General features: G+C 70.1%; 10 protein-coding genes, 1 pseudogene and 1 riboswitch. Of the genes and pseudogenes, 2 read left to right on the top strand and 9 right to left on the bottom strand.

Features of this window, described 5'->3' with window-relative positions; translation table 11 throughout:
* Positions 1-11: 11 nt before the first annotated feature.
* The 9 genes and pseudogenes from ABZV42_RS36285 to ribB form a co-directional block, all read right to left on the bottom strand.
* Positions 12-1,352, bottom strand: a complete 1,341-nt coding sequence (locus tag ABZV42_RS36285) for a condensation domain-containing protein (RefSeq protein ID WP_356055732.1) — start codon at positions 1,350-1,352, stop codon at positions 12-14.
* On the bottom strand, positions 1,345-3,084 hold the full coding sequence (locus ABZV42_RS36280; RefSeq protein WP_355988617.1) for a thiamine pyrophosphate-binding protein: 1,740 nt from the start codon (positions 3,082-3,084) through the stop codon (positions 1,345-1,347). The genes ABZV42_RS36285 and ABZV42_RS36280 overlap by 8 nt, the downstream gene beginning before the upstream one ends.
* Positions 3,081-4,013 (bottom strand): transketolase C-terminal domain-containing protein, encoded by a 933-nt coding sequence (locus ABZV42_RS36275; RefSeq protein WP_355988614.1) that lies wholly within the window; start codon positions 4,011-4,013, stop codon positions 3,081-3,083. Before ABZV42_RS36275 ends, ABZV42_RS36280 begins: the two co-directional genes overlap by 4 nt.
* A complete protein-coding gene (locus ABZV42_RS36270) occupies positions 3,997-4,818 on the bottom strand; it encodes a transketolase (RefSeq protein ID WP_355988612.1) in 822 nt (273 codons plus the stop codon). The genes ABZV42_RS36275 and ABZV42_RS36270 overlap by 17 nt, the downstream gene beginning before the upstream one ends.
* Positions 4,819-4,865: 47 nt before the next feature.
* Positions 4,866-5,732, bottom strand: coding sequence for an isocitrate lyase/phosphoenolpyruvate mutase family protein (locus ABZV42_RS36265; RefSeq protein WP_355988610.1), 867 nt, complete (start codon positions 5,730-5,732; stop codon positions 4,866-4,868).
* A 9-nt stretch (positions 5,733-5,741) separates the two neighbouring features.
* A complete protein-coding gene (locus ABZV42_RS36260; protein WP_355988608.1) occupies positions 5,742-7,001 on the bottom strand; it encodes an MFS transporter in 1,260 nt (419 codons plus the stop codon).
* 119 nt (positions 7,002-7,120) lie between these two features.
* The gene (locus ABZV42_RS36255) at positions 7,121-8,377 is read right to left on the bottom strand and encodes an ATP-grasp domain-containing protein (protein WP_356055730.1); all 1,257 of its coding nucleotides are present in this window, start codon (positions 8,375-8,377) and stop codon (positions 7,121-7,123) included.
* Between the two features lie 3 nt (positions 8,378-8,380).
* Entirely contained in the window at positions 8,381-8,623 is a 243-nt protein-coding gene (locus ABZV42_RS36250; protein ID WP_355988604.1) for a phosphopantetheine-binding protein, read from the bottom strand.
* A gap of 254 nt (positions 8,624-8,877) precedes the next feature.
* A pseudogene (gene ribB / locus ABZV42_RS36245) lies at positions 8,878-9,528 on the bottom strand (3,4-dihydroxy-2-butanone-4-phosphate synthase); the annotation flags it as partial.
* A 275-nt stretch (positions 9,529-9,803) separates the two neighbouring features.
* Positions 9,804-9,934, bottom strand: a riboswitch (FMN riboswitch).
* A 316-nt stretch (positions 9,935-10,250) separates the two neighbouring features.
* Between ribB and ABZV42_RS36240 the strand changes: the two are divergent.
* Positions 10,251-10,922 carry a DUF402 domain-containing protein gene (locus ABZV42_RS36240; protein ID WP_356055728.1) on the top strand — a complete coding sequence of 224 codons (672 nt, stop codon included), beginning with the start codon at positions 10,251-10,253 and terminating at the stop codon, positions 10,920-10,922.
* A 197-nt stretch (positions 10,923-11,119) separates the two neighbouring features.
* Positions 11,120-12,139, top strand: coding sequence for an alcohol dehydrogenase catalytic domain-containing protein (locus tag ABZV42_RS36235; protein WP_356055726.1), 1,020 nt, complete (start codon positions 11,120-11,122; stop codon positions 12,137-12,139).
* The last annotated feature ends 20 nt before the right edge of the window (positions 12,140-12,159 follow it).

Raw genomic sequence — 12,159 nt, 5'->3', positions numbered from 1 at the left:
GGAACCTCTCGTCAGCGGTTTCGGACGGTCGGGGCCGGGACGCCCGGTGAGGGGCGCAACTCCTCGGCCCAGCGGTGCAGTTGGAGCTCGACGGTGTCCCACAGCGCGAGCACGTCAGCCGTGGTGTACCAGTCCGTCTTGTGCATCACCGCGACGGTGACGCCGTCCTCGTCCTCGTCCCAGAAGGTGGCGATGGAGGCGTCGTGCCAGCCGACGGACACCTTCAACGGCGAGGTCACCACGCCCGGAAAGTCGATCTCGCCGACGCTGCGGCGCATGGCGATCGGCCGGGCATTGAAGGTGACGTAGGGGACGATGGACTGCCGGCCGAGCGCCTGCGGGTGCATCAGGTCGATCAGGGCGGGCCACGGGAGGTGGCTGTCGTCCAGGGTGACGAGCACCTGCTCGCGGAAGTGGCGCAGGTACTCGGACGCTGTGGGGTACCGGCCGGGCTCACTGGCCAGCACTGTCTTGCTGGCGAACCAGCCCGCGGTGTGGGTGAGTCCGGGCAGCTCCCGGTTGGCGGTGGACAGGGTGGTGGCGACCGCGGGCCGGTCGGACAGCTTGAACAGCGCCTGGTGGAGCGCGGCGTGCATCAGGTTCAGTCCGGTCATCCGCAGCGGACGGGCCGCCGCGGCGAGATCCTGGCAGAGCTGCTTGGGCAGTCGGCGGGTGAACCCCTCTTTGCGTTCGTAGCGGATGCCCGTGGCACCGGTGAACCCGTTGATCGGCATGGCCGGGATCGCGCCGATCCCATCGAGCCGCTCGGCCAGCCGGGACAGTGCGGACCGGCCGCCGGCCGACGCGATGGTCGTGTTCTGGCGCCGCACGAACTCCTGGAAGGTGAGCTCGATCGGCGGCAGCTCCGGCACCGGCGCGCCGGTCTCCTGCCCGTACAGTGCGGCGAGGTCACGGATCAGCACGTTCAGCGACCAGCCGTCGCTCACCAAGTGCTCGGTGACCAGGGCGAAGTAGGTCTCCTGCGAGGAGCGCGGGAGCACCACCAGCCGGGACACCGGCCCGTCGACCAGATCGAACGGCTCGGCGACGGCCGCTCGGACGGCCGCCAGGTCGTCCTCCACGGTCGCCGCGGTCGGCAGCCGCAGCATGTCGCCCGGATGGGCCGCCCCGACGTGCCACAGCGCGGCATCGGTGTCGAAACCGCTCAACAGCACCGGGTGCCTGATCTGCAGCGCGTGCCAGGCGCGGTTGAGCGCTTCGAGGTCGAGCGCGCCGTGCAATGTCAACGGCAGGTTGCTGTGGTGCGGGTTGAACACGCCCCGCCCGGCGTCCTCTCGGGTCTGCCCGAGCCGGTGCCGCTGGTTCCAGGATGCCTTGAGCGTCTCACGCATGGTTGAGTTCCATCTCCGTGACGAGGGGGGCGACCGACGCGCCGTCGTGGGCGCGGAGCCCGCCGTCGGCACGCAGGGGCCGCAGCAGCTGCTGCTCGGGGTCGCAGATCACCTCGACCAGCGCGGGTCCGTCCTCGGCCAGCACCGCCGCAATGTCGGTGTCCAGCGTGTCCGTGCGCGACAAGGTGCGGTACGGCAACCGGAACGCGGCGGCGACCGCACGGAAGTCGAGCGTCTCCGGCTCGGGCAGCTCGGGCCCCCCGGTGATCGCGGCCTGTGACTCGCGGATCGAGGCGTAGCCGCCGTTGTTCAGCACGAACACCTTGATGTCCAGCGCGTACTGGCTGATGGTCGCCAGCTCCTGGATGTTCAGCTCGATCGCGCCGTCGCCGACGATCACCAGCACCTGGGCCCGCGGCTGGGCGAACGCGGCACCGACGGCCATCGGGACGGCTGCACCCATGTTCAGGAAGGCCGCGGAGGTGATCTCCCGCTGGGAGGTGGTGAACTCCAGCGTCTGGCCGGTCACGTAGTAGGCGCTGCCGGTGTCGACCACGAACACATGGTCCGCTCCGGTGTGTGCCTCCAGCCTGCCGATGAAGCCGTAGGAGTTGATCGGCCCGCCGGGCGGGTGCTCGCCGACGGTGGGATGGGCGGCCTTGAGCTCGGCGCAGTCGGTGAGCCACGCCTTGTGCGCGGTGGGGACGGCCGCTTCGGCGGCCTCCGCCCGGAGTGCCTCGACCAGCAGACCGACGTCCATACAGACCGGGAAGTCCACCCGGACGCCCTTCTTGACCAGCTGCGAGGGGTCGATGTCGACCGCGACCACGGTGGCGTCCGGGTCGAAGGCGTCCGCGTCCTCGCCGACGAAGGCGGTGGAGAGGCTGGAGCCCAGCGAGATCACCAGGTCGGAGCGGCCCATGATCAGGCCGGGGTACAGGCGGCCACGTATGCCGCCCTGTCCGAAGCAGAACTCCGAGTCGTACGGCAGCAGGTCGGTGCCCAGCCGCGAGGAGACCACCGGTATCCGCAGCCGTTCGACCATGTCCCGGAACGACGCGACCGCGTCGGCCTGGCGGATGCCCTGCCCTGCCACGATCAGCGGCCGCTCGGCGGAACGCAGCATGGCCATCAGCTGCCGGGCGGTCTGCCGGGCTCCGGCCCCGCGCGGTTCGCCGGCCGCGGGGAGCGCGCCCTGGAGGGCGTGGGGGTCGATCGTCGCCGCCTGCACGTCGAGGGGAATGTCCAGCCAGACGGGGCCGGGCCGGCCGTCGAGGGCGTGCCGGACGGCTTCGTCCAGGTGCATCCGGATGTCGGTGGGGCGTTCCACGACCGCGGCGTACTTGGTCATGCTGCGGGCGCTGCTGACCACGCCGAAGCCCTGGACCCCGAAGGAGCGTGCGCCCTCGTCCATGTGCCGGGTCTCGACCTGCCCGGACACGACGAGCACCGGGACACCGTCGGCGTAGGCGTCCACGAGGCCGGCCAGCGCGTTGACCGCGCCGGGTCCGCTGGTCACCAGCGCGACTCCGAGATTGCCGGTGAGTTTCGCCGCGCCGGTTGCCATCAGCGCGGCCGCCGTCTCGTGGCGGGCGCAGATGCTCACCAGTCCGGGCTGCTGGGCGAAGGCCTGGTCGAGGTGGATGGAACCGGTGCCGGACAGGCCGTAGCAGGTGTCCACGCCCAGCGCGTGCAGATAGGAGGCCACGTAATCGGCCACACGCACCGTCATGACAACCACTCCCGTACCCGCTTCGCCACGCCCTGCGCGGTCAGGCCGAAGTGCTCGTAGAGGTGCTCGGCCGGTCCGATCGGCGCGTACTCGTTGGGTACGCCGATCTGGAGCACGGGCACGGGGTGAGTGCGCACGACTGCCTCGGCGACCGCGCCGCCGAGTCCGCCGTTGAGCACGTGGTCCTCGGCCACCACGAGACGTCCGCTGCGGGACGCCGCCCGGCCGATCGCCTCCGCGTCGATCGGCTGGACGGAACCCAGGTGCAGGACTCCGGCCTCGACGCCGTCCGCCGCGAGCAGGTCCGCGGCCTCCACGAGCCGGCTGGTGAGCAGTCCGGTGCCGACGAGGGTGACGTCGTCGCCCTCCCGGAGCTGAACGGACCCGCCGTAGACGAAGTTGTGGTCCGCCGGGAACAGCTCCGGTGTGTCCAGCTTGCTGACGATCCGGATGTAGACCGGGCCCTCGTGGGCCAGTGCCTCGCGCAGGGCTGCCACGGTGTCCACCGGGGTGGCGGGGGCCAGCACCGTCATCCGGGGGATCGCCCGCATCCAGGCGAGGTCCTCGACCGCGTGGTGCGTGCCGCCGAGCGCGCCGTACGCCAGGCCGCTGACGAACCCGCAGAACACCACGTTCGCGTTGGTGTAGGCGGCGTTCTTGATCTGCTCCAGGGCGCGGGCGGTCAGGAAGCAGGAGGCGGAGTAGACGAACGGGCGCAGACCCGCGTTGGCGAGACCGATCGCGACGCCGACGAGGTTCTGCTCAGCGATGCCGACATCGACGAAGCGGTCGGGCAGTTCGGACTGGAACCCGAGGGCGGAGTGGGTCTCGGCGGAGTCGTTGTTGACGATGCATATCCGCTCGTCGCCGTGTGCCATGTCCAGCAGCGCGGCCGAGAAGGCCGTGGCGCAGTCAGTTGTGGATGCCATGCTCAAGCTCCCGGAGTGCCTGGTCGAGAAGGTCGGGGGTCAGCCGGCGACTGTGCCATTCGAGGTTGCGCTCCATGAAGGAGACGCCCTTGCCCTTGACGGTCGAGGCGATCACGCACGTCGGCCTGGACTCCTCCAGCGGTGCGGCGCGGAGGACCTCCAGCAGTTCCCCGACGTCGTGGCCGTCGACGATCCGCACGGCCCAGCCGAAGGAGCGCCACTTCTCGTCGAGCGGCTCCAGGGCGTTGATGTCCTCGGTGCTGGCGCCCTTCTGGGCGAGGTTGCGGTCGACGATCACGACCAGGCTGCTCAGCTTGCGGGACGCCGCGAGCATCGCGGCCTCCCAGTTGCTGCCTTCCTGGAGCTCGCCGTCGCCGGTCAGCACGAAGGTGCGGCGGTCGGAACCCTGGACCCGCGCGGCCAGCGCAGCGCCCACCCCGAGGGACAGGCCGTGCCCGAGCGAGCCGGTGTTGAACTCGATGCCGGGTACACGCGTGGAGACCACCGTGCTCAGGCGGGAGCCGGCGCCACCGTACGTCGCCAGCTCTTCCTCGGGCAGGATGCCCTTGAGGGCGAGAACGCTGTACATGGCGGCGGAGGCGTGCGCCTTGCTGAGGATGAAGCGGTCCCGGTCCGGGTCGTCCGGTCCGCCGCGCAGCACGCCGAAGCACAGCGCGCAGAGGATGTCCATAGCGGACAGGTCCGCTCCGATGTGGCCGGTGCCGGCCGTGCTGACGGTGGTCAGCGCGAGTGCTCGGGCCCGTGCGGCCTGACGGCGCACCAGGGCCGCGTCCTGCGACGACAACGTGTGGTCCCTTCGCTGGTCGGATCGCGGTTGCGGAGAGCCGGCCATCAGGCCGTGAACTCCTGCCACTGGTCGAGCCGCTGGAGCTCGAAGACGTCCTTGACCCCGGCGATGCTGTCCTCCAGGTGGGCCGAGTGCCCGGTCTCGTAGATCGAGCCGAGGGCGGCCCGCAGGGAGGTGATGGTGGCCCGCAGTCCCTGGTTGGCGTAGATGACGGCCGAGACGCCAGCGGCGTGGGCCTCGTCGGCGTGCCAGTCGGGATAAGTGGTGGGCACGACCACCACCGGCAGGCGGTCGTCCCACTGGTCGAGGAACGCTACGACCTCGTCCTTGGTCGCCTGTTTGGAATGCACCAGCACGGCGTCGGCGCCGGCGTCCGCGTAGACGGCGCAGCGCTTGAGCGCCTCGTCGACGCCGAGACCGCTGATCATGGCCTCGGTGCGGGCGATGACGAAGAACTCCTCGTGACGCTGGGCCTTCTTGGCCGTCTCGATCTTGTGGGCGAACTCACCCACGTCGAGCAGGCTGTGGTCGGCAGCCGCGAAGCTGTTCATCTTCGGAAAGATCTTGTCCTCGATACACACGGCGGTGATGCCAGCCCGCTCGTACTCGCCGACCATGTAGGCCACGTTCATGCTGTTCCCGAAGCCCGTGTCGCAGTCGGCGACCACCGGGACGGACAGCGCCTTCTGGATGTTGGCCGCCGCCTCCAGGTAGTCGGTCATGCTCAGCAGGCTGGCGTCGGGGAGGCAGCGTGCGGCGGAGATCTCGAAACTGGAGGCCCAGACGGCCTGGAAGCCCGCCTGTTCGGCGATCACGGCGCCGAGCGCGGAGTGCGCCCCAGCGATCCGGCTGAGCGGATGGGCGGCGAGCACGCTGCGGAAGGAGGGATAGCTGCCGTTGGTAGGGCTCACGTGGTACTCCTACGATGAAGGCGTGGGGACAGGGCTCGGATTCCTGCCTGACGGTTTGTCACGGGCGAAGGCCCACATGGCGATGAGGCCGGAAACCAGGAACACGGCGGCCAGCAGCAGCCACCCGGCGGTGCCCATCCCGAGCGGAAGCATGATGACGAGGGCGGGTCCGAAGAACTGCTGGAGGCCTCGGCCGAGGCCGAACACCCCCTGGTACTCGCCCATCCGGCCCTCGGGCGGAAGGCCGAAGGACAGACCCCAGCCGCCGGCGGACTGGGCAAGCTCGCCGATGGTCATCACGACCGTGCCGGCGATCAGGAGGACGACGGTCCAGGTGGTCGTGGTGCCGCCCGACCCGGCGAACAGGCAGCAGGCCATCGCCATCAGCAGGCCGGCCCGCAGCAGCAGGCGGCCGGAGCCCGACACGGTGTCCGACCCCTTGCCGACGGCGACCTGGAGCAGCACGACCAAGACGGTGTTGACCACGGTCAGCACCGCCACCAGGGCCACCGGCGCGTCGGTGCGGTTGACGATCCACAGCGGTACGCCCACGGCGAGCACGGGCTGGAACAGCTCGAGGATCCCGGTGAGCACGGTGGCCAGCAGGAACCTGCCGTCCCGGAAGGCCGCCCAGGAGCGCTCTGTGGCCGGCACCGCCTCAGGACCGCTCGGCCGCAGCCGTAGCGCGAGGATGCCGCAGGCGAACTGCAGCACCGCGTTGGCGGTCACCACCAGGACGAAGGCGGCCCGCGAGTCGGTGGCGAGGGCGACTCCGGCCAGTCCAGCTCCGCCGGTGAAACCGAGGTTGAACAGACTGCGCATACGGGCCCGGACATTCGCGGACCTGGCGGAGCCGAAAAGGGCATGGGTGAGGGCCGCGCGCAGCGGGCTGCCGACCGTCTCGCACACGGCGATGGCGCACGCGACGGCCGCGAACGCGGCGATGTTGTCGACGAACGCGTAGCCGACGAAGAGTACGGCCAGCAGGATGTAGCTCGCCGCCAGCGGCCGGCGTGCGCCGAACCGGTCCGCGACCCTGCCGCCCGGGACGGTGGCGAGGAACCCGCAGAGGCCGGCCACCGACATGGCCACCGAGACGCTCTCGGGGGACAGACCGACGGTTCTGGTGAAGAAGATGGCGCCGGACGTCAGAAAGAGGCCGGTGCCGAGCGACTGGGCGAGTGTGAGGACACCCATCCGGCGCTCGGCGCCGGGCGCCGGGACGAGATCTTTCAGGAACCCGGTTGCGGCCGCGCTGAGGGTAGGCATGAGCCTTCCAGGGTCAATGACGGAATGGAAATGACGGAACGTCGGAACAGGTTGGTCGAGACGCCGTTCACCGGCCGGGGAGGGGCCCGGCGGACGGGTCCGGAGGAACCGGGCCCGCTCTACGGGTTGACGAGCAGGTCCCGGGCGGTCCGCAGGACGCGCCGCCCGTCGACGGTGAACTCGTACGCGAGATGGCTCACCACCTGCTCCACCAGCGCGATCATGGCCTGGTGGTTGTCGGCCGAGCCGCATGTCATGTCGAGGAGTACGGTGCCGGTGCCACCGGCGAGCAGCGTGCCGGGCCGCACAGTGGGGCGATAGGCGGCGATCCCGGGCAGTGCCCGTACCGCCGCGGCGCCGTCGACACGTTCCAGCAGGCCGCCGGAGGTGGGTCCGGGCACGTAGCACTGGAAGTGGACCCGATCCGGACGTACGGGGGCCGGCGGGGCGCTGAGTCCCAGGGCCAGCTCACCTGCCAGGGCGACGAGATCGAGCCCCGCCGCACGTGTGGCGAGTTCGATCTGCTTCCCGCCGAGCCTTCCGTTGACCTCGATCAGGCGGGGCCCGGCGGGCGTCAGCTTGATCTCGGTGTGGACCAGGCCGTGGGTGACGCCCAGTGCGCGCAGTGCGCCATCGGCCAGAGCAACCACCTCGGCCTCCTGCTCGGGCGGCAGCGGCGCGGGCCAGAACTGACCCGACTCCCGGAAGGGAGGTGCCAGCGGCAGCTTGCCCGTCACCGCGAAGTGACGCGGGCCATCAGGTGTGACGGCGCTCTCCACGGAGACATAGTCGCCGAAGGGGGCCCAGTCGGCCCCTTCGAGGAACTCCTCGACCACCAGGGCCGGTTCGGTGCGCAGAAACTCCTCGATCACGGCGGCGCCGTGGTCGGGGTCCGTCACCCGGACCGTGTTCCGGCTGCCTTCACCGCGCACCGGTTTGACCACGGCGGGCAGACCCACCTGTGCCAGTGCGTCCGGCCATTGTCCGGCGGTGGTGACGACCGCGCTGCGGACGGCGTCCACGCCGGCCTCGTGCAGCCGACGCCGCTGAACGGATTTGTCGGTCAACCCCTTGACGGTTTCCGGGGTGTTGAACGGAAGATCGAGCCGTGCCGCAAGTAACGCGGTATCGGTGAGCATGCGTTCGCTGAAGGTCAGGATGCCCTTGGCCCCAACGGCGCGCAGCCGGGCGACGACGGCGTCCTCACCGTCGGCCAACGACACGAGACCTGCGCAGTTCTCCTCCAGGAGCGGGCGGATCTGGCGGGCGTGCGCGGAGTCCGCGAGCACCACCACCACGGGCTCCGATGTGCCCAAACGGCCGATGATCTCGCGTGGCGAGGCCGCACCCTGGTCGTAGACGACAACGATCGCCATCGGTCAGGCACGTTCGAACAGTTGGGGAGCCTCGACCGCCTCGGCAAGCTCGCGGAGCGTGCTGCGGCGCAGAACTGCGGACCGCGGCATCGCGAGGCCGGATTCGATGGCGCGGGTGGAAATCGCCAGCGCCAGCAGCGAATCACCGCCGAGGTCGAAGAAATCGGCGTCGACATCGTCGACCGGAATGCCGAGTACCTCTTCCCAAATTCCTCTGAGTATTTCTATGGCGCCCTTGTCGAGCATGCCAGTTCCTCCCCCTGACTCGTGGTCACTTTCGAGTATTGAATGCCCACCGGCGCAATGTCAAAGCCCACGGGAACTCTTGGTGAATTCATAAGGATTCGCAAATTGGGGCACGAAGGAACGAGGCCCGGCAAATGCTCTGTGCAAGACATTTGCGGGCCTGCCGGGCCCGTGGTCCTTCCCCCGTGGTACTCCCCCGTCGGTCAGCCCAGGACCGCTCCCGGCTGAGCCGAGCACACGGGGGCCGACCCCTCGGTCCGCCGCAGATGGTCGATGAGGGCGGCGACGGAGATCAGGGCAAGTCCGTGACGCTCGGCGAAGTCGCGCAGCTCCGGGAGCCGGGCCATGGTGCCGTCGGAGTTGGCGATCTCGCACACGGCCGCTGCCGGGCGCAGCCCGGCGAGCCGGCACAGATCCACACCGGCCTCGGTGTGACCGGGCCGCACCAGCACGCCGCCGTCACGCGCCCGCAGCGGGAAGATGTGTCCGGGCCGCACGAAGTCGCCGGGTGAACTCTTCCGTTCGGCCAGCAGACGGAGGGTCAGCGCCCGGTCCGCAGCGGAGATCCCGGTGCTGATGCCGACGGCGGCGTCGACGGAGACCGTGAAGGCGGTGCGGTGGCTCTCGGTGTTGCGGGGAACCATCTGATCCAGCTCCAGCCGGTCCAGATCGCCTCCCGGCATCGGGGCGCAGAGCAGGCCCCGGCACTCGGTCATGGCGAAGGCGACCAGCTCAGGGGTGGCGAGCTCGGCTGCGAAGACGATGTCGCCCTCGTTCTCGCGGTTCTCGTCGTCGACGACGACGACCGCCCGGCCCGCGGCGATCTCCGCGATCGCATGGTCGATCGGATCGAGCGGCTGCGCGTCCCCGGCGGTGGGAGACGGCATCGAATCGGTAGTGGTCATGCCCGTGGTCCTAGCGTTCGGTGGAAGCGAGGTCGGCTAAGCGGGCCCCACACACCTGGAACTCGGCGCTGCGACCGGTCGGGCGGGGTTGCACGCCGGCAGGGGCACTGCCCGGCAATCGGCCCATCGGAGTCTCTCCTCGCGCTGGCGGCGCGGACTTCCGGGGCCTGGGACACGCGACGAGCGCAAGGGCACGTGACACTTTCCCGTCGGGGCGCCGCAGTCCCCGTGAGGACATGCGGAACTTCCACAGAGATCGGGAACGACCCTGCTCGCCGCGCACTGCCTCCCTTCCGGACTTTCACCGTCGGTCCAGGAATTTCACCTGGTCAACCGGCCGCTGGAGGCGGTCGGGTCGCGGACTGTAACCGCCGGTTCGGAATTTCACCGACCCCGGAGTGCGCAAACGTTCGTGATAACTTCCGTTAACCTTGCACACTCCGCGTGATCTTGACAAGACATCGGCGAAATCCAGTCATTGTGGCCTGCATCACGCATCGCCCGACAGGCGAACGGCGCGCCGTTCCAAAAGAGTTGCCAACGTCTCGCGGCTGTGCCTACGATCCGCACGCCGCTAACTACCCGTCAGTAAAGGTCGGCTCGGCATCAGTTGCTTGCTTCGGCGAACAAGGGACTGCGGGGCGAGTTCGACCCTCCGGCGAAGCGGGCATTTCGGGTCCACGCAATGCCGGATCCGTGTAATACGGGGGAGCAATACTTCAATGCGCAACAATTCTGAGGGCGCGCTGCGTTCAGTCGAGCCCACCGACAACGAAGCCGGGACCGCGGAGCCCGGCCGGTTCGCACCCGGCACGACCATCCTGCGCCGGGAAGTCCTCGACGGACGGACATGGTTGAGCTACCCGGTCCGGGTGGTCGCCGACCGGTCTGATCTGCTCGCGGTGCATCTGGCGCACGGAACCCGGCTCTCCTTCGGTGAAGGAGACTTCACCTGGGGTCCCCACCCTTGGCAGGACGTGGCCGACCACTGGCGCAGCCGCAGCGTCCTCCAGCTCCAGCGCCCCGGCGACGCCTATGCCGTCTGGGTCTTCCGGGACGAGGCGACCGGCGAGTTCTCCGGGTGGTACATCAACTTCCAGGACCCGTACCGCAGGACCGCGGCGGGCTTCGACACCCTGGACCACGAACTCGACCTGTGGGTCCCCGCCGACGGAGGGCCGTACCGGTGGAAGGACGTCGACGAGTTCGAGCAGCGCGCCCGCACCGGCGGCTTCACGCCCGAGCAGGCCGCCGCGGTACGCGCCGAAGGTGACCGGGTCGCCGAACTGCTCGCCCGGAACACGCCCTGGTGGGACCAGGCGTGGGCGCAGTGGCAGCCCCCGGCCGGCTGGGAGACACCTCCCGTGTGGACGGGTGCCCCCACCGCTCGCTGACCGTGCGTTCCCGAGCTGCCTCCGTCCTGCGCCGCGCGCAGAACTCCCCTGCGCCGCAGGACGGCCGGAGCCCGCGTCGACGAGCGAAGTCCCCCGGCCCTGCGGGGCCGCCGGTCCGTCGGGCCGCCCCCGTTGCACCTTTCTGTGGTCCTCGGAACGCCCCTCACAGCACAGCACGACGAAAGGAACCAGGACCCATGCGCATCGCGTTAGTCACCTCCCCCGGCTCGGTGGAGATCAGTGACACCCCGGTCCCCGAGATCGGCGAGGACGACGTGCTCGTCAGGATCGCGGCCTGCGGCCTGTGCACCATGGAGGCCAGGCTCTACACCGGGGAGATGCCCGTCTACCCGGTCGCCGCCGGGCACGAGGTGTCCGGCCGCATCGAGCAGGTCGGTGCGCGTGCCGCCGCCCTCGAGGACGCGCCCGCCGTGGGCGACCTGGTCACCCTCGACCTGCTCACCCGCTGCGGCGCCTGCCGCAACTGCCGCGCCGGCGACAGTGCCGTCTGCGCGTCACCGCAGGGCAGCCAGCTGCCGGACGGCAGCATCAGCATGGGGGCGGGCCTGTCCGAGTACGTCCGGGTGCCGGCCGCTCACGCCTGGCCGGTCGGTGACGCCGACCCCGTGCACGCCGCGATGGGCGAGCCGCTCGCATGTGTCGTGCACTCCTTCCGCCGGGGCGCCTTCCGGCCCGGCGACCGGGTCACCGTGGTGGGCGCCGGGTTCATGGGGCGTCTCCATCTACTGCTCGCCCAGCACGAGCAGGCCCGGTCGGTCACGGTTGTGGAGACCGACGCCGAGCGCCGGCAGGCCGCCCTCGCGGCCGGTGCGGACCAGGCGGTGACCCCGCAGGATGCCGGCGAACTGCCCTCCGCCGACGTCGTGTTCATCACCATTGCTTCCCCCGAGGCGATCGCCACCGCGTTCCGGGCAGCCGCCGACGGGGCGCGGATCGTCCTGTTCGGCGGCTCTCACGACACCCCGGATGCCGTTCTGCCCGGCTACGAGGTGCACCGCCGACAGCTCACCGTCACCGGCTCCTACAGCCAGGAACCCGCCGACTGGCGTACTGCCGCCGCCTTGCTGCGCAGCGGCGTGCTCGCGGGCCGGCTGGCGCCGTTGATCACCTCCCGCCATGAACTGGGTGATGTGGAGAAGGCGCTGGTCGAAAGCTCCCGGTCGCCGGTCTACCGGGTCTTCGTCGAGCCGCGCTGAACCACGCCGACCGAGCCCCG

This window comes from Streptomyces sp. NPDC005281 (genome assembly GCF_040607495.1).
Taxonomy (GTDB): domain Bacteria; phylum Actinomycetota; class Actinomycetes; order Streptomycetales; family Streptomycetaceae; genus Streptomyces.
Note: the sequence above shows the minus strand (reverse complement) of the source record. Positions and strands in the feature narration are given on the sequence as shown.

Excerpts from the sequence above, each read along its gene's own strand:
- ABZV42_RS36240 (WP_356055728.1), top strand. The coding sequence starts at position 10,251 with ATGCGCAACAATTCTGAGGGCGCGCTGCGTTCAGTCGAGCCCACCGAC.
- ABZV42_RS36235 (WP_356055726.1), top strand. The coding sequence starts at position 11,120 with ATGCGCATCGCGTTAGTCACCTCCCCCGGCTCGGTGGAGATCAGTGAC.
- ABZV42_RS36255 (WP_356055730.1), bottom strand. The coding sequence starts at position 8,377 with ATGGCGATCGTTGTCGTCTACGACCAGGGTGCGGCCTCGCCACGCGAG.
- ABZV42_RS36275 (WP_355988614.1), bottom strand. The coding sequence starts at position 4,013 with ATGGCATCCACAACTGACTGCGCCACGGCCTTCTCGGCCGCGCTGCTG.
- ABZV42_RS36280 (WP_355988617.1), bottom strand. The coding sequence starts at position 3,084 with ATGACGGTGCGTGTGGCCGATTACGTGGCCTCCTATCTGCACGCGCTG.
- ABZV42_RS36260 (WP_355988608.1), bottom strand. The coding sequence starts at position 7,001 with ATGCCTACCCTCAGCGCGGCCGCAACCGGGTTCCTGAAAGATCTCGTC.
- ABZV42_RS36285 (WP_356055732.1), bottom strand. The coding sequence starts at position 1,352 with ATGCGTGAGACGCTCAAGGCATCCTGGAACCAGCGGCACCGGCTCGGG.
- ABZV42_RS36250 (WP_355988604.1), bottom strand. The coding sequence starts at position 8,623 with ATGCTCGACAAGGGCGCCATAGAAATACTCAGAGGAATTTGGGAAGAG.